Origin of the sequence: Arthrobacter sp. zg-Y916, from assembly GCF_020907385.1 — a bacterium.
Lineage (GTDB): Bacteria > Actinomycetota > Actinomycetes > Actinomycetales > Micrococcaceae > Arthrobacter_B > Arthrobacter_B caoxuetaonis.
Window position 1 is genome coordinate 61,639 of the sequence record NZ_JAJJOD010000011.1, and the last position, 19,731, is coordinate 81,369.

A 19,731-nucleotide genomic window follows, 5' to 3' on the forward strand; every position below is an offset into this window, starting at 1 on the left:
GCTGGGACGTGCACTTTCTGCTATCTCGTTTTTTGGGTGAGGCTAGGCGAAGTCGGACGTCGCCGGGTCTGCGCCGAAGCGGGTGCCGTTATCCAGGGCGTTGATTGCCTGGATGTCCTCGTCGGAGAGCTTGAGGTCCAATGCGGCCCAGTTCTCCTGGATGCGGGACTCTGTCACTGACTTCGGGATCACGATGTTGCCCAGTGCCAGATGCCAGGCGATGACCACCTGGGCCGGGGTGGCGCCGTCGTACTTTGCGGCGATTTCCTGCAGCACTGCGTCATCCAGCAGGCCCTGGCCGGAGCCGAGCGGCGAGTAGGACTCGTGCTTGATGTTGTGCTTCGCTTCGAACTCGCGCAGCTCGGACTGGGCCAGGTACGGATGGGTTTCCACCTGGTTCAGGACCGGCACGACGCCGGTGGCATCAATGATTTCCTGCAGTGCCTCAACCGTGAAGTTGCAGACGCCGATCGACTTCACCCGGCCGGACTTCTGGAGCTCGATCAGCGCCTTCCAGGTCTCCACGTACTTGCCCTGCTTCGGCTGCAGCCAGTGGATCAGGTACAGGTCAAGGTATTCCAGGCCCAGGCGCTCCATGGACGCGTCGAAGGCCGCCAGCGTCTCTTCGAAGCCCTGGTCGGCGTTCCAGACCTTGGTGGTGATGAACAGGTCTTCGCGCGGCAGGCCGGAAGCGGCAATGGCGCGGCCGACGCCTGCTTCATTGCCGTAGATCTTGGCGGTGTCGATGTGGCGGTAGCCGGCCTCGAAGGCCATGCCCACGGTCTTCTCCGCGAGGTCGTCCGCAACGCGCCAGACGCCGTAGCCGAGCTGGGGGATGGTGTTGCCGTCGTTGAAAGTCACGAGTGGGGATGTAGTCATGGTCACCATCCTCCACCCAGTACCCCCGGCTCCAGGACCAAACCGGCCGCTGTTTGCTGGACGCGAAATCGGTGCGGGAAGGGTTTGGGCAATGTGACGCCCGGTTACTGCCGCTCCTACGCGGGGGTGCTGCCCGCCCGGTACGTTCCCAGTGCCCGCTCAGCTTCGGCGATGTCCTCTTCCACGAGCTGGGCCCTGCGCCGGACGTTCTCCAGGCCTGCGGAGGCAATCCCCCAGCGTTCGCCTTCCAACCGGGACATGGCTGCGGCTTCGGCTGTGGCAGCCAACGAGTTGCCGGACCGGGACAGGGCACGGTGCACGGCGATCAGTCCGCCCGGAATGTCCTGCCCGGTGCTGGGCAGGTGTTTCTGGGCGGCTGCACAGACGGCGCGGACGCGCGGCAAAAGTCCCGAGAGCTCGTTCGCTACCAGGGCCAGCTCGTTGTAGAGCGCGTCGTCAGCTACGCCTTCGAGCATCTGGTGGTAGCGGTCCAGCCCGCGGGTGAAACGGTCGTGGGCGCGGCGCCACACACCCTTGCCGAGTTCAACGTCGTCCTTGCGCCCCTGCCGGGCTGCTGCGAAAAGTGCCATCCTGCCCGAGATTCTACAGATATTGTCCGGGGCCGGCCTGGGGCTCGGCCTGGGAACCCATTCCGCCCTGGCCGGACTGGCCCGTACTGCCGGCCATGCGGCGCGGTTCACCGTTCTCCCCGATCACCACGCCGGGGGCGAGGACTGTCCCAGGTGGGAGCTGCCGCAGCTGCAGCCGGCTTTGGAGCTGCTGGTTGGCGGTCTGCTGGGCGGCAATCGCAGTCTGGATCCCCCGGAAGAGTCCTTCAAGCCACCCCACCAGCTGAGCTTGGGCGATCCGCAGCTCGGCGTCCGTAGGGGTGGCGTTGTCCAGGAAGGGCAGGTTGATGCGTTCCAGTTCGCTGACCAGTTCCGGGGCCAGCCCGTCACAGAGTTCCTTCAGCGACCGGTCGTGGATCTCCGCCAGACGGTTGCGGGCGGCGTCGTCCAGTGGGGCGTTGCGCACCTCTTCGAGAAGCTGCTTGATCATGGTTCCGATGCGCATGACCTTGGCCGGTTCATCCACCAGCTCATTCAGTTTGGGCGGGCCCGACTTGCTCGGAGTCTCTGCCGCTTCGTCGGACTGGTCTCCGGGCTGCCCGGCTGATCCGCCCGTCCGGGCGTCCGGGCCGGCCGCGTCCCGGGACTCAGCAGCCGGGTCCGCCGCTGGGCCCGCACCGGGACCCGCAGCGTGTTCGACACCGGGACCGGCGCCAGGTCCGTTCTGTTCAGTCATGGATTAATGCTCTCACGCCTGCCCCGGGATGTTCCGGGGTCCTGCCCGCTTTCGGGTTCTTCCCCGCGCTTTTCTGCGAAGTAGTGGCGGCCGCGCGCTGCCCCTCACACCGAGAGGCCAGTTGCGGCTCTTTTCAGGGCTGAAAGGAGCCGTAACTGGCCTCTCGATGGGTAATGCACCGGAGGGGGCACGGACAGGATGCGGATTTACGGGGTCAGCAGCAGCGCCCGCCGGGATTGGCGTCCTGCCGGTCCATCTTGTCCCGCCAGAACTCCCGCTCGCTCAGCATCGGCCCGGAACAGCCCGACGCCGCATGGTGGGCCTGGTACTTGCGGTACGCGTCCTCCCCCATCACGTCGCGGAAGAAGCGGACAAATCCGCGCAGGTGTCCAACTACGGCTGTCATCAGTGCCCCGCCACCGCCGGTTTCTTGTCCTCCGGCAGTGCATCCCACTCTGCCTGGATCTTCTTCTCCTCCTCAGTGGCGAAGAAGCCGGCCGGTGCGAAGGTCCGCGACGGCACGGCGGGATCCTCGGCGCTCGGAGCCCCGCCGGAGCGGTAGGACCGGATCGAAGCGATCACTGCGGTGATGATCACGATGATCGCCAGCGTCACGAACAGGATCGAGAGCACACCCTGCACGAACGTGTTCCGCACAACGGCTTCCATTGCCTCCACCGTCTTTGCAGTGCCGAAGCTGGTCTCCCCTGCCTCCAGGGCGTTCCGGAACGCGTTGTGCTGCGCCCAGTAGCCCACGGCCGGGACGGGGGAGAAGATCTTGTACATCGACGCGGTGATGGTCACGACCGATGCGAACGCCAGCGGAAGCACCACTACCCAGATGTATTTGAAGACATTCTTCTTGGCCAGGATCGCCAGGCAGATGGCCAGCGCAATGGCTGCCAGGAGCTGGTTGGCTATGCCGAACAGGGGGAAGAGCGTGTTGATGCCGCCCAGCGGATCGGTGACGCCCATGATCAGGATCGATCCCCAGCCGGCGACCATGATCGCCGTACAGATCCAGGCGCCGGTGCGCCACCCCGTATCCCGGAACTTCGGAATGAAGTTCCCGATCGAGTCCTGCAGCATAAAGCGGGCCACGCGGGTGCCGGCGTCAACGGCGGTGAGGATGAACAGCGCCTCGAACATGATCGCGAAGTGATACCAGAACGCCATCATTGCCGGGCCGCCGATGAAGCTCTGCATGATCATCGCCAGGCCGACTGCCAGCGTTGGCGCACCGCCGGTGCGCGACACAATGGACTCCTCGCCGACGTCGGACGCCAGGGAGGTGAGCATGTCCGGCGTGAGGTTCACGCCCACCAGGCCCAGGGAGTTCACGAACGCGACGGCGCCCTCCACGGTTCCGCCGGTGGCAGCGGCGGAGGAGTTCATGGCGAAGTAGATGCCGCGGTCCAGGGAGATTGCCGCGACCAGGGCCATGATGGCCACGAAGGATTCCATCAGCATGCCGCCGTAGCCGATGAACCGGGTCTGGCGTTCCTTCATGATCATCTTCGGAGTGGTTCCGGAGGAGATCAGGGCGTGGAATCCGGACAGTGCACCGCAGGCAATCGTGACGAACAGGAACGGGAACAGCGGGCCGGCGACCACCGGGCCGTCGTCCCGGGAAGCGAACTCGCTGAAAGCCGGAACGCTGATCTCCGGCCGCACAACAATGATTGCCACGGCCAGCATGACGATCGTGCCGATCTTCATGAAGGTGGAGAGGTAGTCGCGCGGGGCCAGGAGCAGCCAGACGGGCAGGACGGCGGCGATGAAGCCGTAGATGATGATGCCCCAGGCGATGGTGACGCGGTCCAGGGAGAAGATCGCCACGCCCCACTCGGTGTCAGCGATCCAGCCGCCGCCAACGATCGCGAGCATGAGCAGCACGAACCCAATGATGGAGACTTCGCTGACCTTGCCGGGGCGCAGGTAGCGCAGGTACACGCCCATGAACAGCGCGATCGGGATGGTCATGGCCACGGAGAAGACGCCCCACGGGCTTTCCCCGAGCGCGTTCACGACCACCAGTGCCAGGATGGCCACAATGATGATCATGATGGTCAGGGTGGCGATCAGGGCAGCCGTGCCGCCGATCAGGCCGAGTTCCTCGCGGGCCATCTGGCCCAGGGACCGGCCGCCGCGGCGCATGGAGAAGAACATGACCAGGTAGTCCTGGACGGCGCCGGCCAGGATGACACCCACGATGATCCAGACCGTGCCGGGCAGGTAACCCATCTGGGCGGCCAGGACCGGACCGACCAGCGGGCCGGCACCGGCGATCGCAGCGAAGTGGTGGCCGTAGAGCACCCGCCGGTCGGTGGCGGCGTAGTCCTTGCCGTCCGCCTTGTACTCCGCGGGCGTTGCCCTGCGGTCATTGGGCTTGAGCAGATGCCGCTCGATGTACTTGGAGTAGAACCGGTAACCAATCAGGTACGTGCAGACCGCAGCAAAGACGAACCAGATGGCGTTGACCGTCTCGCCGCGGACGATCGCCAGCATGGTCCAGCTGATGCCACCAAGCAGGGCGATGCCCACCCAGACGGCAATCTTCAACGGCGTCCAGCGGCGTTCCTCCGCCTGCGCTGCGTCGTCGTCAACGGCAACGGGCGGCAGGTCCGGGTCCTGGACCAGGACGTCTGCGTCGGACGCTCCCGGGTCCCGGCGGTCCGGGTCCCTTCGGCGCCGGTTGTTCTCACTCATGATGCGTACCCCTTGTCAGCAGTGCGGGTCCGCACCCCGATAGGGTGCAGGTGATGCGCAAGAGGTTAGCAGTGCCGGTGCGGTGCAGCTCACATACACGCCGGACCCGCCGGGGGCGCGCCGCTAGACCGTGAGGAGGATCTTCCCGGTGTGCCGACCGGAATCAAAGTACTCATGTGCCGCGGCAGCCTCGGCGAGGGGGAAGGTGCGGTCCACCAAAGGCTTCACAGTCCCGTCGCGCAGCAGCGGCCAGACGTACTCGCCGACGGCTGCCATGATGGCACTCTTCTCGGCTTCCGGCCGTGCGCGCAGGGTGGTGCCCATGACAGCGCAGCGCTTGGTCATCAGTGCGTTCAGGTCCAGCTCTGCCCGGGTGCCGCCCTGCAGGCCGATGATCACCAGGCGGCCTTCAACGGCGAGCGCATCCAGGTTGCGCTGCAGGTACTTGGCTCCCATGACGTCCAGGATGACGTCCGCTCCCCTGCCGTCCGTGGCCCGGCGGACCTCTTCCACGAAGTCCTGCTCTTTGTAGTTGATCAGCACTTTGGCGCCGAGGCTCTCGGCGAGCGCCAGCTTTTTCGGGCTCGAGGCCGTCACCATGGGAACCGCCCCGAACGCCGCCACCAGCTGGATGGCCATGGTCCCGATTCCGCCGGCCCCTCCGTGGATCAGGACATACTCGCCTTCGCGGACCCCGGCAGCCATGAAGAGGTTGGAGAACACAGTGGCCGCGACCTCCGGCAGGGCCGCGGCCGTGACCAGGTCCAGTTCCGGCGGGACCGGAAGCACCTGTCCGGCCGGCACCGCCACCTGCTCCGCGTAACCGCCGCCCGACAGGAGGGCCACGACGTCGGCCCCCACTTCCAGGCCCTCCACCCCGGTGCCGACGGCAGCGACCCGGCCCGAAACCTCCAGGCCCGGATACTCCGGGGCACCCGGGGGCACCGGGTACTTGCCCTGCCGCTGCAGCACGTCGGCGCGGTTGAGTCCCGCTGCAGCAACATCGATGAGGACTTCTCCGGGACCGGGGACGGGAGCGGGCACGTCGCGGAGGGCCAGCACGTCCGCGTCGCCTGGTTCGGTAATGACAATCGCCTTCATGATGCCTCCTGCGGACGTGGCGAAAATTTTGGTGAACTGCGCTCATCTGCCAGACTACTAAGCGGAGGAAGGTTGTCCGAGCGGCCGATGGAGCTGGTCTTGAAAACCAGTGTGCGGTAACCCCGTACCAAGGGTTCGAATCCCTTACCTTCCGCTCCTGCGGAAGCCTGCACATCCTCAAGGGATGTAACGGCTCAGCAAAACACCCCGGTCTGCGGACCGGGGTGTTTTTGTTTGCCATCTTCGATGCCAATGCATACTGCTCACGGATGTTACTTTGCCAATTTATAAGCGTGCTTGCGGCGCACATAGGCTCTTCTGGTGGTTTCCGGCCCATTGGGGGATGGAGAACCAAAACCAATTACCGCAGAAGGAGTTACTCGCATGAATCCCGCCCGCCAGGTACCTCTGGCCCGCGCCGGAAAAGCCATCACGGCTGCCGCCTTTGCACTCTTGCTCGCCGGCTGCGGAGCCTCAGTCTCCGCAGACAACGACGAACCGAAGGCCGGCGAGTCACCCGCCGCGGCATCGGCCTCGCCGGAAGCCGAGACCGTAGCCCGCGAGGAGGCAGAGGAAGAGGTCTCTGCGGCAACCGTCGACGCTGTCGACTTGAAGGTCGGGGACTGCATGGCCGAAGACCCGGATGCTGAGGAGGTCGACGCCGTTGACGTGCTTCCCTGCACCCAGCCGCACGATTCCGAGGTCTACGCAGCCATGGACATGGAAGCGGGCCCCTACCCCGGCGACGAGGCCGTGGACGCCATGGCCCAGGATTTCTGCCTCGCTGAGTTCCAGCCCTACATCGGCACGGACTACTCCGTATCCGCTCTGGATATCGGCTACCTGACACCAACCCCGACATCCTGGACGCTGGGGAATGACCGCGAAATCCTCTGCAGCGCCTACCGGGTGGACGGCGAGAAACTGAGCACCACGGTGAAGAACTCGAACGTCTAGTAGTTCTTGCGCTGAAAAGGGGGCCTAACCAAAGCGGTTAGGTCCCCTTTCTCCTATTTGTCAATAGTTACCTCCCGTTAGGCCCCCAAAGGGAGGGAATTAATATGCCTGTCACTCCGGGATGGTATCCAGAAGGGGTTCACCGCACCCACTGCCGCTTTTCCGGGCCGCTACCGCCTGCCCAGCAACCGGCACCCGTTCCCCAAGGAGCAATGAGGCATGAGATTTACCCGATGGAAGGCAGCGCTGGGAACAGCCCTGTCTGCCGGCCTTTTGGCCGGCCCGCTGGCGGCGCTGCCCGCCCACGCCGAGGAAGCGCTTCCCGGCGTCATCATCAACGAGGCCTACCTCAGCGGCGGAAGCGCCAACGCTCCGTTCACCAACAAGTTCGTTGAGCTGTACAACCCCACCAGCGCCCCGGTCAGCCTGGACGGGTGGTCGCTCCAGTACCGCGCCGCAGGTACGACGGCGCCGCCCACCGGCGTCGGGCGGCTCTCCGGCACGATCGCCGCCGGCGGGTACTACCTGATCCAGGGCGCCAGCAACGGCACCAACGGCACGGCGCTGCCTGCTGCGGACGCCACCATCGGGGCAAGCTTCTCTGGTTCCGCCGGAACCCTGGTGCTCTCCAACCAGGCCGCTGCGGTGAACCCGCTTCCCACCGGCTCCGTGACCGGCCAGGCCGGCGTCGTCGACCTGCTCGGCTACGGCACCTCCAACACTTTCGAAACCGCGCCTGCCGCGGCTCCCGCCGGAAATTCTGATCCGAAGTCGCTGAACCGGACCGGGTTCGCGGACACGAACAACAACGCCTCAGACTTCACTCTCAGTGCTTCCGTCACTCCGACGAACACCGCGGGCGGGGGAACCATTCCGGACCCCGAGCCCACAGATCCCGAGCCGACGGACCCGGAGCCCACTGATCCTCCGGCCGGCGCGGTTACGATCGCCGAGATCCAGGGCACCGGGGACACCAGCGCCCTGGTCGGCCAGAACGTCACCACCCGCGGAAAAGTCACCGCGGCCTACCCCACCGGCGGCTTCAGCGGCTACTACCTCCAGACCCCCGGTACCGGCGGCGACCTGGACCCCGCAACCCACACGGCATCCCACGGCATCTTCGTCTTCTCCTCGGCCACCGTCGGCCAGGTAGCGATCGGCGATTACGTCGAGGTCACCGGCACCGTCGGCGAGTACTTCGGCCTGACCCAGCTGACCGTTCCCGCAGGTGCACTGACCAAGCTCAGCGAACCCGCTGAAGAGGTCAAGCCCGCCACGGTCACCTGGCCCGCCACGGACGCCGAGCGGGAAACCCTCGAGGCCATGCTGCTGGCACCCCAGGGCGACTTCACCGTCACGGACAACTACACGCTGAACCAGTACGCGGAAATCGGTCTCGCCGCCGGCACCGAGACGCTGGTGCAGCCCACCGCCGTCGCGCCCGTTGGTACCCCGGAGCACGCGGCGGTTGTCGCCACCAATGCGGCGAAGGCCGTGAAGCTCGACGACGGCGCCACGACCAACTTCCTCTCCGCAGCCAACCAGTCCAAGCCGCTGCCGTACCTGACGTCCACCGACCCGGTGCGCATCGGTGCCCCGGCGCAGTTCACCACGAATGTGATCCTCGACTTCCGCAACAGCGCCTGGCGTTTCCAGCCGCTGACCGAACTGACTCCGGCCAACGCGGACACTGTCCAGCCGGCGTCGTTCGAAAACACCCGCACGCCGGCACCGCAGAGCGTGGGCGGCAACCTCAAGCTCGCCGCCTTCAACGTGCTGAACTACTTCAGCACCACCGGTGACGACCTCACCGGCTGCACCTACTACAACGACCGCTCCGGCGCTCCGGTCACCGTCCGCGGCGGCTGCGACGCCCGCGGCGCAGCCAACGAGGCGAACCTCGAACGCCAGCAGGCGAAAATCGTTGCGGCGATCAATGCCCTGGGTGCCGACGTCGTCGGTCTCATGGAAATCGAGAACTCCGCCGAGCTGGGACAGGACCGGGACACCGCCCTCGCCCACCTCACCGAGGCACTGAACGCAGACGCGCCCGGCACCTGGGACTACGTCCGCTCCCCGTCGGCGCTGCCCGACGACGAAGACGTGATCCGCACTGCGTTCATCTACCGGACCGCTACCGCTGAACCGGTGGGCGAGTCCGTGATCCTGAACGATGAGAGCGTCTTCTCCAACGCCCGCGAACCGCTGGCCCAGGCCTTCAAGCCGGCCGGCGGGGAAGACAGCGAGAGCTTCGTGGCGATCGCGAACCACTTCAAGTCCAAGGGTTCCGCGCCGGCGAGCGGCGAAAACGCAGACAACGGGCAGGGCGGCTGGAACGCCGACCGCGTCCGCCAGGCCCAGGCAGTGGCCGCGTTTGCGGACACAGTGGCGCAGGATGCCGGAACCGATCGGGTCTTCCTGCTCGGTGACTTCAACTCCTACGCCGCAGAAGACCCCATGCAGGTCTTCGCTGAAGCCGGGTACCTGAACCTGGGCAAGGCCACCGGCAAGCACTCCTACGCCTTCAGCGGCCTGGTCGGATCCCTGGATCACATCCTGGCCTCCCCCGCTGCTGCTGAGGATGTCACCGGCACCGACATCTGGAACATCAACTCGGTTGAATCGATCGCCTTCGAATACAGCCGGTACAACTACAACGCCACCGACTACTACGCAGCGGATCCCTACCGTTCCTCGGACCACGATCCGATCCTGGTGGGGATGAACCTGGTTCCGGCTGAGGCCGAGGTCACGGACCTGAACCTGCTCAACATCAACGATTTCCACGGCCGCATTGACGCCAACACCGTCAACTTCGCCGGTACCGTCGAGCAGCTCAAGGCTGCCGCTGAAGAGGGCAGCTCGCTGTTCCTCTCCGCCGGCGACAACATCGGTGCATCCCTGTTCGCCTCCTCGGTACAGCAGGACCAGCCCACCATCGACGTCCTGAACGCGCTGGGCCTGCGGGCCTCGGCAGTGGGCAACCACGAGTTCGACGGCGGCTTCGCGGACCTCACTGACCGTGTGGTTCCCGCCTCCGACTTCGACTACCTGGGCGCCAACGTCTACCTCAAGGGCACCACAACCCCGGCGCTGCCGGAGTACACCATCCTGGACGTGAACGGCGTTCAGGTGGCTGTGATCGGCGCCGTCACCGAAGAGACCGGCACCCTGGTTTCCCCCGGCGGCATCTCCACGCTCGAGTTCGGCGATCCGGTGGAAGCAGTGAACCGAGTCGCTGAGCGCCTGGATTCCGAAGGCCTCGCCGACGTCATCATCGCCGAATACCACGAGGGTGCCGGCTCCGGGACCCTCGACGGCGCCACGCTGGAGGAGGAGATCGCCGGCGGCGGTGCCTTCGCGGAGATCGTGACGGAAACCAGCGCACTGGTGGACGCCATCTACACGGGCCACACGCACAAGCAGTACGCGTGGGATGCACCGGTCCCCGGTGTTGAGGGCAAGACCCGTCCCGTGGTCCAGACCGGCTCCTATGGTGAATACATTGGCCAGATCCAGCTCGAATACAGCGCCGAGACGGATGAGGTCCTTTCCTACGCGGCCGGCAACGTGGCCCGCACTGCTGCTCCGGCAGCAGAGCTGGTTTCCGCGTACCCGGCGGTTGCCGAAGTAAAGCGGATTGTCGACGCCGCCCTGGCGTTCGCGGCCGAGGTCGGCAACCAGCCGATCGGCTCGGTCACAGCGGACATCACCACGGCGTTCGCCGGAACATCCCGCGATGACCGCGGCAACGAGTCCACCCTGGGCAACCTGGTGGCCGACTCGCTGCTCTCCTCGCTCGGCTCACCTGAGCGCGGCGGAGCCGAAATCGGCGTCGTCAACCCGGGTGGCATGCGGGCCGAGCTGTACTACGACGAGGACGGCGTGATCACCTACGCCGAAGCCAACGCCGTGCTGCCGTTCGTGAACAACCTGTGGACCACCACCCTGACCGGTGCGCAGCTCAAGTCGGTCCTCGAAGAGCAGTGGCAGCCTGACGGAAATTCCCGGGCTTTTCTGGCCCTGGGGCTTTCCGACAACGTGACCTACACCTACGATCCGGACCAGGCCCGCGGCTCCCGGATCCAGTCGGTCACCGTCAACGGCGAAGCACTGGACATGGACCGGGCCTACCGCGTGGGTACGTTCAGCTTCCTGGCGCAGGGCGGGGACAACTTCTCCACCTTCGCCCAGGGCACGGACACCCGTGACTCCGGCCTGATCGACCGTGACGCGTGGATCAGCTACCTGCAGGCCAGCAGCCCGGTCTCCCCCGATTTCGCCCGCCAGGGCGTAGTCGTCAAGGGTGCTCCGGCCACCGCAAAGGCCGGTTCCAGCGTCGCCTTCACCGTGGAGAAGCTGGACCTGACCTCCCTGGGCAGCCCGGCCAACACCACACTGGCCGTGAGCTGGGTCCCTGCCGGCGGAACCGCCGTCGCACTTGGAACGGTCCCGGTAACTGCCGGTGCCGCCAGCGTCACCGCCGCCATTCCGGCGTCGGCGTCCGGCCCCGGCTCCCTGGTGCTGACCGCTGATCCGTCAGGGACAACGGTCACCATCCCGGTCACTGTTGAGCCCGCAGCACCGGAGCAGCCCACCTGTGTCCGTCCCGTCCAGCCGAAGAACTGGTGGGATCTGCGGGGCTGGCTCAAGTACGCGGTGGACTACGCACGGTACCTGATCTGCCTCTCCGGCCGCGGCTAACCCGCACCGGCTAGGCAATGGCTAAGCGGCGCCGTCCGAGGGGAGACCCTCGGACGGTGCCGCTTTTCGCTATCCAGTTCCCGGCCAAAGGGAGCACGAAGGGAGAAACCATGACCACCACCGTTGAGGATGCCCTGCACCCCACCGAACGACGCCGCTGGGTGAGTGCCCCCGGCGCCCAGCTTGCCGTCTTCGAGTACGGACCGGAGCCGGGTCCGGGTGTTCCGGAAGTGCTGGCGGTCCATGGTTATCCGGATGACCATACTGTGTTCGCCGGGCTCATCAGCGAACTTGCCGAAGACCACCACATCATTACCTATGACACACGCAATGCCGGGCAGTCCGCCGCCGCTTCCTCGCGGCTGGACGCGTTCCGGCTGCCGGTGCTGGTCGAGGATCTCTACGCCGTGCTGGCAGCCACGGCCGCGGGGCCCGTCCAGCTCGTCGGCCATGACTGGGGATCCATCCAGGGCTGGGCCGCTGTCCGTGATCGGCGGGCCGATGCCGCCATCAGCCGGTACATCAGCATTTCCGGCCCTGACCTGCATCACTTCCGCCGGTGGTTCACCGAACGGCTGCGAAGCCCGCGGCGCTGGTTCGACGTACTGAAGCAATCGTTGCGCAGCGCCTACGTGGCGTTCTTCCAGCTGCCCGTGCTTCCGGAACTGCTGTTCTACGCCGCCGGCGCCCGGCTCTACGAGCGGACCCAGGGCCGGCCGGCAGGGCGCAACCTGCAGCGGGGGCTGGCGCTGTACCGGGCCAACTTTGCCGCTCCCGGGGACACCGCTCCCCGGGAGCCAACTGCTGTTCCGGTGGAGGTTGTTGTTCCCCTTCGGGACCCCTTCCTCTCACCTGCGCTGAACCAGGGTGTGGAGGAGTTCGCACCCCGCGTCCGTTTCACCGCCGTCGACGCCGGACACTGGTGGCCGGCGTCGCACGCTGGGGACCTGGCAGCGCGAATCAGGGCCGTTTCCCGGAACTGACACTTTTTCTGGAACTGATCCGCCCTTAGCCGTGGTTTTGGATTGGCGTTGCCGGGCGGGTGTTGGCGGCTGCCCTTAGCCGCCAAACCTCGCCACGAGGCGGCCGAGGACCTCATTGTTCTTCAGCCGCTCCAGGCCCTTGTCGATTTCATCGAAACCGATTTCCTCATAACCGGGACGGATCTCTCCGCGCAGCATCAGGTCAAAGACTTTCTCGATGTCCTCCACGGTGCCGCCGAGCGAGCCTTCGAGCTTCTTGCCCAGGATGGTGTTGGTTGCCACCGTGAACGTGGGGTTGCCCAGGCCGACCTGCACCACCTTTCCGCCGCGCTTCACGGCGTTGATGGCTTTCTGCGTGGTGTCGAAGCCTGCGTAGTCGACGATCAGGTCGAAGTCGCCGCCTGCGCGGGGATTAGCTACCCACTCTGCTGCGTCCTTGACACAGCTGACCGCACCCACCTCGCGGGCGTTGTCCCAGGCTGCTTCCTTCATCTCGGCGACGTGGACTTCAGCACCGGCAAGCACGGCTGCGCGGGCGCCGATCTGGCCCAGGCCGCCGAACCCGATGACCCCTACTTTCATGCCCTTCGCCGCGCCGCCGACCTTGATCATGGCGTGGTAGGAGGTCATGCCCGCATCAGTGGCGAGGGCAGCCAGGGAGAGGTCCAGTCCTTCGGGGACCCTTGCAAGGTCGCGGTAGTCAGCCGCGAGTTTGTCGGCGAAACCGCCCGGAGTGAACATCCCCAGCGGGGCCTGCACTCCTGAGGAGCAGACGCCCACAACGTCGCCCACCTTGAAGCCGGTGACCTCGGCTCCGAGTGCCGTGATGACCCCGGCGTTCTCATGCCCCTGCGTCATGGGCAGGAACGGCATGGCCTGGTCCCCGACTTCCATGTACATCACGTCGGAGTGGCACAGTCCCGCGGCTTTGACGTCGATGATGACCTGCGTAGGACCCGGAACAGGTTCCGGAATCTCATTCAGCTGGATCGGCTTGCGCTCCCCCATGTACTGCCAGGCTTTCACAACAACTCCTCTCACCAGGGCCGAAGGGCGGCATTGCCCCTGCGCGTGCACTCTGATGGCACGTTCCTGCGGTGGAATCCCCTGGTTTCAGTCTAGGGCGGCTCAGCGTCTGCCCACCGAGCGCATCCGGTCCTTCAGCCGCCGATACCGGCGCCGCAGGAGGCTGACCAGCTGCGTTTCGGGAAAAACCGGTCCTTCGGGGAAAATCTGGCCGCGGCGCCGCGCAGCATAATCCCACAGCGAACGAATCCGCCCGAAACGCAGCAAAACCGGAACGGGGCTCCCGAGTCACTGACGCGAGTAACGGGAACGCCGGCGTACTCGGGGCACCGCAGTGGGCCCGCTTACTGCCGGGGATCCGGATTCTTGGGATCCTCGCTGCCCATGTCCGCCGCGCCGAAGATATTGGCCGCCACGGAGTCCGACTTCTCGTTGGCACGGGGTTTCAGCTCCGGATGGTGCAGGTCCAGCGCCGGCCGCTCGGACCGGATGCGCGGCAGGGAGGTGAAGTTGTGCCGCGGCGGCGGGCAGGACGTTGCCCACTCGAGCGAGCACCCGAAGCCCCACGGGTCGTCCACCTCCACCTTCTTGCCGCGGCGCCAGGTTACGTAAACGTTCCAGAGGAACGGAACCATGGAGAAGCCCAGGATCATGGAGCCGATAGTGGAGAGCTGGTTCATTCCGGTGAAGTTGTCCTCCACCAGGTAGTCGGCGTAGCGCCGGGGCATACCCATCACACCGAGCCAGTGCTGAATCATGAAGGTCATGTGGAAGCCCAGGAAGAGCAGCCAGAAATGGATCTTGCCCAGGCGCTCGTTGAGCATCTTTCCGGTCCACTTCGGCCACCAGAAGTAGAACCCGCCGAACATCGCGAAAACCACGGTGCCGAAGACGACGTAATGGAAGTGGGCGACGACGAAGTAGGTGTCCGAGACGTGGAAGTCCAGCGGCGGGGAGGACAGGATGATCCCGGTGAGGCCGCCGAAGAGGAACGTAATCAGGAACCCCAGGGCCCATATCATCGGAGTTTCGAAAGTCACGGAACCGCGCCACATAGTGCCGATCCAGTTGAAGAACTTCACTCCGGTCGGCACGGCGATCAGCATGGTCATGATGGCGAAGAAGGGCAGGAAGACCTGGCCCGTGACATACATGTGGTGCGCCCACACGGTCATGGACAGCCCGGCGATCGCAATTGTGGCAAAGACCAGGCCCTTGTAGCCAAAGATGGGTTTTCGGCTGAAGACCGGCAGGATCTCGGAAATGATCCCGAAGAAGGGCAGGGCGATGATGTAGACCTCGGGGTGGCCGAAGAACCAGAACAGATGCTGCCAGAGGATGGCCCCGCCGTTCTCCGGATCGAAGATATGGGCGTCGAACCTGCGGTCCGCTCCAAGCGCGAACAGGGCCGCGGCCAGCGGCGGGAAGGCCATCAGGACCAGGATGGCGGTCACCAGGGTGTTCCAGGTGAAGATTGGCATCCGCCACATCGTCATCCCGGGGGCACGCAGGCAGATAATCGTGGTCACGAAGTTGACTGAGCCCAGGATGGTTCCGAAGCCGGACAGGGCGAGCCCAAAGACCCACAGATCACCCCCGACCCCGGGGGAGAACGTCGTGTTGGACAGCGGCGCGTAGGCAGTCCACCCGAAGGACGCTGCACCCTGCGGCGTGATGAACCCGGACACGGCGATCAGGGAGCCGAACAGGAAGAACCAGTAGGCCAGGGCATTGAGCCTGGGAAAGGCGACGTCGGGCGCACCAATCTGCAGGGGCATCATCACGTTCGCGAAACCGGCGAACAGCGGAGTTGCGAACATCAGCAGCATCAGGGTGCCGTGCATGGTGAAGAGCTGGTTGTACTGCTCCCGCGACGACACGATCTCCAGCCCGGGCTGGAACAGTTCGACCCGGATAATCAGGGCCATCACCCCGGCCAGGCAGAAGAAGATGAAGGACGTGATCAGGTACAGGTAGCCGACCTTCTTGTGGTCCGTCGTCGTCAGCCAGTCGACCACCGCCCGCCCTTTGGACACCGGCACAACGCGGGGAGGTACAGTCGTTCCTTCGTCTGCCGAATACTTCAAAGTAGACATCAACGCCGCCTTGGGTCCGCAGGAGGTCCTGACCGTCCACCGCCCGGTTCACACGCAGGCCAGTGTGCCTTGTATCGTAGGTGGCCCGCCGGGGGCAGTCCAGAGAACGTGCTCGTAAACTGCCCTGATTTCCTGCCTCCGCTCTGCGGACCAGGCGACGCTAGCGGACGACCCGGGTTCCGGCCCGCCACACGGCTGCCGTCAGCGGCATCCCCGGCCGGTAGGCGAGGTGCGCTGCCGAGGGCGCGTTCAGCAGATGGAGGTCGGCACGGTGCCCGACGGCGAGGGAACCGACCGCCCGTGCACCGTCCCGGTCCTCCCCGGCGTGCCGGCGCAGGGCCAGGGCACCGCCGTAGGTTGCTGCCCGGACCGCCTCGGGGACGCTGAGCCCCATCTGCAGCACGGCAGTTGCCACGCAGAAGTTCATGGACGAGGTGTAGGACGTTCCCGGGTTGCAGTTGGACGCCAGCGCAATTTCGACGCCGGCGTCGAGCAGGCGGCGTCCGGGAGCCAGCGGCTGCCGGGTCGAGAGATCGCAGGCGGGCAGGCAGGTAGCCACGGTTCCCGGAGTTCCCTCTCCGGCGGCGGCGTCCCAGCCGGCCCAGCTGCCCGCGAGCGCGTCGACGTCGTCCGCCGAAAGATAGTTGACGTGGTCCACGCTGGCAGCAGCGAACTCCACTGCAAGCTGGACCCCGGCCCCCGGACCCAGCTGGTTGCCGTGCACCCGCAGGCCCAGCCCGGCCTCCCTGCAGGCGGTGAGCACCCGCCGGGATTGGTCCTCTGTGAAGGCCCCGCGCTCGCAGAACACGTCGGCCCACTGCACGTACGGCCGCACCGCCGTAAGCATCGGACCGCAGACCAGGTCGGTGTATTCCTCCGGGTCGCTCCCTGCGGGCACCAGATGAGCACCGAGGAACGTCACGTCATCCACTACGGTGGAGGCAATCCGGGCGCTGCGGGCTTCCTGCTCCACGTCCAGGCCGTACCCGGTCTTGGTTTCCAGCCAGGTGGTGCCGCCCGCGGCGGCTTCGGCCTGCCGGCCGAGCAGCAGCCGGGTGAGGTCATAGTCCCCCGCCGCGCGGGTTGCCTCGGTGGTGACGGCGATCCCGCCGGCAGCATAGGGCTCCCCGGCCATCCGCGCCTCAAACTCCGCGCTGCGGTCTCCGGCGAAGACCAGGTGGGTGTGGGAATCCACCCAGCCCGGAAGCATGGCCCGGCCGCCGGCGTCGAACGCTGCGTCAGCTGCCGGGGCTTGCCCCGCGGAGCCAATCCAGGCGATCCGTTCGCCTTCAAACACGACAGCCGCGTCCCGGAGCACCGACTCCCTGCCCCGCGCAGGGTCCATCGTGGAAAGCTCACCGATATTGGTGACCAGGGTGCTCATGCCTTGGCCCCGGACACGGTTTCGGTCATCTGCACGCCCGCAGCGGCGTCGAGGTTCCGGATCGCAGTGGCCAGCAGGCGCCCCGGATCCCCCAGCCGCACATGCTGCCCCCGGTCAGCGGCCAGCACACCGCCGACGACGACGGCGGTCACGTCCTGCGCCGTTGCACAGAGTGCCAGCTGGGCTGGGTCCGCACCGGCGGTCCGTGCGCTGGCGGGATCCACCGCCATCAGGTCGCACATGCGTCCGGCAGCGAAACCGGGCACGCGCCGCCCCTGCGCGGCAGCACCGCCGTCGGACAGCGCCTGGTGCAGGTCAGCGGGGGCAAACCGGCCGCGGGTCCCTGAGGCCAGCCGTTCACCGTGTTCCAGCGCCCGCATCTCCAGCCACGGATCGAGAACGGCGTGCTGGTCCGAGCCCAGCGCGATCCGCACCCCGGCAGAAGCGAGCCCTGCGGCCGGTCCGATGCCGTCCGCGAGGTCCGCCTCCGTAGTCGGGCACATTACGACTGTGGCGCCCGCACTGCCCAGCAGCTCGATATCCTGCGGGCACAGGTGGGTAGCGTGGATTGCGGAAAGGCGGGGGCTGAGCAGATTGTGCTTTCCCAGCAGCTGTACCGGGGTCAGGCCGGTGGCCCGCAGGCAGGCGTCGTTCTCGGCGGGCTGTTCGGAGACATGGACGTGCAGCGGAAGTTCGGGATCCAGACCGCCGGCGATATCTGCCAGGGCTTCCTCGGGGACGGCGCGGACGGAGTGCAGGGCCGCTCCGATGCTCGCCTCGGACGGGTCGAACTCTGCCTCGAACGCCTCCCTCAGGCGGGCGAGCCGCTGCAGCCACGCCTGGGCACTGCCGTCCCCGAAGCGGAGCTGTTCCGGTGCCAGGGGTTCCCCAAACCCTCCGGCCAGGTAACAGGTGTCCAGCAGCGTCAGCCGGATACCCGCGGCCCGTGCTGCGCGGCCCAGCGCCAGTTCCATGTCGTGACCGGAATACGGAGTGCCGTCGGGCTGGTGGTGGACGTAGTTGAACTCGGCCACGGAGGTATAGCCGGCAGTCAGCATTTCGGCGAAAACAGCGGTGGCTGCTTCCTCATACAGGTCAGGGGTGAGCGTCCCGGCGGCCTGGTACATGGCCTGGCGCCAGGTCCAAAAACTGTCCGCTCCCCCGGTGTGGGTGCGGCCGCGCAGCACCCGGTGGAAAGCGTGCGAATGCGCGTTGGAGGCGGCAGGGAACACGACGCCGTTCAGGACCAGGTCCCCGGGCCGGGGTGCCGCGCCGGTTTCCACGGCAGCAACGACTCCTCCGGAGTCAACACTCAGGCGGACGCCGTGTTCGATTCTGCCGTCCCACATGGCCTGCTCGCACCAGACCCCCGCCGCACGGCGGGTCACAGCAGGTCCTCCAGGACATCTGCGAGCGCTGTGGCGGAGTAGTCGGCGTCGGCGTCTTCCACGTATTCCTCCGGCGAGTGCGAAATCCCGCTGGGGTTGCGCACAAAGATCATGCCCGCCGGGACGTGGCCGGCGAGGATTCCGGCGTCGTGCCCTGCTCCGGTGACCAGCACCGGAGCCTGCGGCAGGGCAAGCTGCAGCTGGCGCTGGAGTGCGGGGTCAAAATTCGTGGTGGGGCTGAAGGATTCCTGAGCCAGTGTCACGGAGCACCCCTCGAAGGCGGCGATCTTCTGCGCCTTCCCGTGGATGGTTTCCACCAGGCGCGCGGTGACCGCGTCCTCCTCGTGCCGGGCGTCCAGCCACAGGTCCACCCGGGACGGAATGACGTTGGTCCCGCCGGGGATGGCCTGGATCCGGCCCACGGTGGCGCGGGCACCGGGCTGCGCGCCGGCGGTCTGCTGGACAGCGGTAATGATCTGCGCGGCTGCGACCATCGGGTCCGCGCGGTCTTCCATCAACGTGGTTCCGGCGTGGTTGCCCTGCCCATGCACGGTCAGCTTCCAGCGCCCGTGGCCCAGGATGGAACTGCCGACGGCGACGGCGGGACCGTCTTCTCCGAGTCCGCGGCCCTGCTCCACGTGCAGTTCCACGAAGTCCCCGATCCGGGCGAGGGCGTCCTCGTCCCGGCCGAGGTGTTCCGGGTCCAGCCCGGCGGCACGGGCGGCGTCGGCGAAGGTGGTGCCGGCGTCGTCGCGCAGGTTTCGGGCAGTGTCCGGGTCAACGGCACCGGTGAGCAGGCGGGAGCCCAGGCAGGCGACGCCGAAGCGGGAGCCCTCTTCCTCCGGAAAGACGGTGATGGCCAGGGACCGGTTGCGCTGGACACCGCGCTCTTTCAGAACGTCGACGGCGGCGAGCGCGGCAGCGATGCCCAGCGGTCCGTCAAACGCGCCGCCGCCGGGAACTGAATCCAGATGGCTGCCGGTGACCAGTGCGCCCTTTTGGGGTTCGCCCCACCAGGCCCAGAGGATGCCGTTGCGGTCGGTCTCCACGGCGAGTTCGCGGGACTGTGCCTCGGCGGTGAACCATGAGCGCAGCTCCGTTTCCGCGGCCGAGAACACCGGGCGGCTGTAGCCGCCGCGGACCGGATCCCGGCCGATATCGGAGATGCTGTCCAGAAGGGAAGTTACTGCTGCCATGGG

General features: G+C 66.4%; 14 protein-coding genes and 1 tRNA gene. 4 read left to right on the plus strand and 11 right to left on the minus strand.

Annotated features, from left to right (window positions below):
* Nucleotides 1-42: 42 nt before the first annotated feature.
* The 6 genes from LOC59_RS15565 to LOC59_RS15590 form a co-directional block, all read right to left on the minus strand.
* The gene (locus LOC59_RS15565) at nt 43-879 is read right to left on the minus strand and encodes an aldo/keto reductase (protein ID WP_227896167.1); all 837 of its coding nucleotides are present in this window, start codon (nt 877-879) and stop codon (nt 43-45) included.
* 116 nt (nt 880-995) lie between these two features.
* Nucleotides 996-1,469: a hypothetical protein gene (locus LOC59_RS15570; RefSeq protein WP_227896168.1), complete on the minus strand. Its 474-nt coding sequence runs from the start codon at nt 1,467-1,469 to the stop codon at nt 996-998.
* A 13-nt stretch (nt 1,470-1,482) separates the two neighbouring features.
* The gene (locus LOC59_RS15575) at nt 1,483-2,184 is read right to left on the minus strand and encodes a bacterial proteasome activator family protein (protein WP_269437265.1); all 702 of its coding nucleotides are present in this window, start codon (nt 2,182-2,184) and stop codon (nt 1,483-1,485) included.
* A gap of 214 nt (nt 2,185-2,398) precedes the next feature.
* A complete protein-coding gene (locus LOC59_RS15580; protein ID WP_227896169.1) occupies nt 2,399-2,590 on the minus strand; it encodes a YbdD/YjiX family protein in 192 nt (63 codons plus the stop codon).
* A complete protein-coding gene (locus LOC59_RS15585) occupies nt 2,590-4,893 on the minus strand; it encodes a carbon starvation CstA family protein (protein ID WP_227896170.1) in 2,304 nt (767 codons plus the stop codon). Before LOC59_RS15585 ends, LOC59_RS15580 begins: the two co-directional genes overlap by 1 nt.
* A 123-nt stretch (nt 4,894-5,016) precedes the next feature.
* Entirely contained in the window at nt 5,017-5,994 is a 978-nt protein-coding gene (locus LOC59_RS15590; RefSeq protein WP_227896171.1) for an NAD(P)H-quinone oxidoreductase, read from the minus strand.
* A 66-nt stretch (nt 5,995-6,060) separates the two neighbouring features.
* On the opposite strand from LOC59_RS15590, the gene LOC59_RS15595 reads away from it, so the two are divergent.
* The 4 genes from LOC59_RS15595 to LOC59_RS15610 all read left to right on the plus strand — a co-directional run bounded on the left by LOC59_RS15595 (nt 6,061) and on the right by LOC59_RS15610 (nt 12,638).
* Nucleotides 6,061-6,148: transfer RNA gene (locus LOC59_RS15595), tRNA-Ser, on the plus strand.
* Nucleotides 6,149-6,378: 230 nt separating this feature from the next.
* Complete coding sequence (locus tag LOC59_RS15600; RefSeq protein ID WP_227916845.1) at nt 6,379-6,951, plus strand: septum formation family protein; 573 nt, start codon at nt 6,379-6,381, stop codon at nt 6,949-6,951.
* A gap of 219 nt (nt 6,952-7,170) precedes the next feature.
* Nucleotides 7,171-11,655 (plus strand): ExeM/NucH family extracellular endonuclease, encoded by a 4,485-nt coding sequence (locus LOC59_RS15605; protein ID WP_229972984.1) that lies wholly within the window; start codon nt 7,171-7,173, stop codon nt 11,653-11,655.
* A gap of 110 nt (nt 11,656-11,765) precedes the next feature.
* On the plus strand, nt 11,766-12,638 hold the full coding sequence (locus LOC59_RS15610; protein WP_227896174.1) for an alpha/beta fold hydrolase: 873 nt from the start codon (nt 11,766-11,768) through the stop codon (nt 12,636-12,638).
* A 75-nt stretch (nt 12,639-12,713) separates the two neighbouring features.
* On the opposite strand, the gene LOC59_RS15615 is transcribed toward LOC59_RS15610, so the two are convergent.
* From LOC59_RS15615 to LOC59_RS15635, 5 genes are all read right to left on the minus strand, one after another.
* Nucleotides 12,714-13,664, minus strand: coding sequence for a zinc-binding dehydrogenase (locus tag LOC59_RS15615; protein WP_229972986.1), 951 nt, complete (start codon nt 13,662-13,664; stop codon nt 12,714-12,716).
* A 344-nt stretch (nt 13,665-14,008) separates the two neighbouring features.
* Nucleotides 14,009-15,760: an aa3-type cytochrome oxidase subunit I gene (ctaD, locus tag LOC59_RS15620; protein WP_227896176.1), complete on the minus strand. Its 1,752-nt coding sequence runs from the start codon at nt 15,758-15,760 to the stop codon at nt 14,009-14,011.
* A gap of 160 nt (nt 15,761-15,920) precedes the next feature.
* Nucleotides 15,921-17,144 (minus strand): amidohydrolase family protein, encoded by a 1,224-nt coding sequence (locus LOC59_RS15625; RefSeq protein ID WP_229972987.1) that lies wholly within the window; start codon nt 17,142-17,144, stop codon nt 15,921-15,923.
* Nucleotides 17,141-18,532 carry a formimidoylglutamate deiminase gene (locus tag LOC59_RS15630; RefSeq protein ID WP_229972989.1) on the minus strand — a complete coding sequence of 464 codons (1,392 nt, stop codon included), beginning with the start codon at nt 18,530-18,532 and terminating at the stop codon, nt 17,141-17,143. Before LOC59_RS15630 ends, LOC59_RS15625 begins: the two co-directional genes overlap by 4 nt.
* Nucleotides 18,529-19,728 carry an allantoate amidohydrolase gene (locus LOC59_RS15635; RefSeq protein WP_229972991.1) on the minus strand — a complete coding sequence of 400 codons (1,200 nt, stop codon included), beginning with the start codon at nt 19,726-19,728 and terminating at the stop codon, nt 18,529-18,531. The genes LOC59_RS15630 and LOC59_RS15635 overlap by 4 nt, the downstream gene beginning before the upstream one ends.
* Nucleotides 19,729-19,731 lie beyond the last annotated feature (3 nt).

Excerpts from the sequence above, each read along its gene's own strand:
- LOC59_RS15610 (WP_227896174.1), top strand. The coding sequence starts at position 11,766 with ATGACCACCACCGTTGAGGATGCCCTGCACCCCACCGAACGACGCCGC.
- LOC59_RS15580 (WP_227896169.1), bottom strand. The coding sequence starts at position 2,590 with ATGACAGCCGTAGTTGGACACCTGCGCGGATTTGTCCGCTTCTTCCGC.
- LOC59_RS15575 (WP_269437265.1), bottom strand. The coding sequence starts at position 2,184 with ATGACTGAACAGAACGGACCTGGCGCCGGTCCCGGTGTCGAACACGCT.
- ctaD (WP_227896176.1), bottom strand. The coding sequence starts at position 15,760 with ATGTCTACTTTGAAGTATTCGGCAGACGAAGGAACGACTGTACCTCCC.
- LOC59_RS15635 (WP_229972991.1), bottom strand. The coding sequence starts at position 19,728 with ATGGCAGCAGTAACTTCCCTTCTGGACAGCATCTCCGATATCGGCCGG.
- LOC59_RS15625 (WP_229972987.1), bottom strand. The coding sequence starts at position 17,144 with ATGAGCACCCTGGTCACCAATATCGGTGAGCTTTCCACGATGGACCCT.
- LOC59_RS15565 (WP_227896167.1), bottom strand. The coding sequence starts at position 879 with ATGACTACATCCCCACTCGTGACTTTCAACGACGGCAACACCATCCCC.
- LOC59_RS15585 (WP_227896170.1), bottom strand. The coding sequence starts at position 4,893 with ATGAGTGAGAACAACCGGCGCCGAAGGGACCCGGACCGCCGGGACCCG.
- LOC59_RS15600 (WP_227916845.1), top strand. The coding sequence starts at position 6,379 with ATGAATCCCGCCCGCCAGGTACCTCTGGCCCGCGCCGGAAAAGCCATC.
- LOC59_RS15570 (WP_227896168.1), bottom strand. The coding sequence starts at position 1,469 with ATGGCACTTTTCGCAGCAGCCCGGCAGGGGCGCAAGGACGACGTTGAA.
- LOC59_RS15590 (WP_227896171.1), bottom strand. The coding sequence starts at position 5,994 with ATGAAGGCGATTGTCATTACCGAACCAGGCGACGCGGACGTGCTGGCC.
- LOC59_RS15605 (WP_229972984.1), top strand. The coding sequence starts at position 7,171 with ATGAGATTTACCCGATGGAAGGCAGCGCTGGGAACAGCCCTGTCTGCC.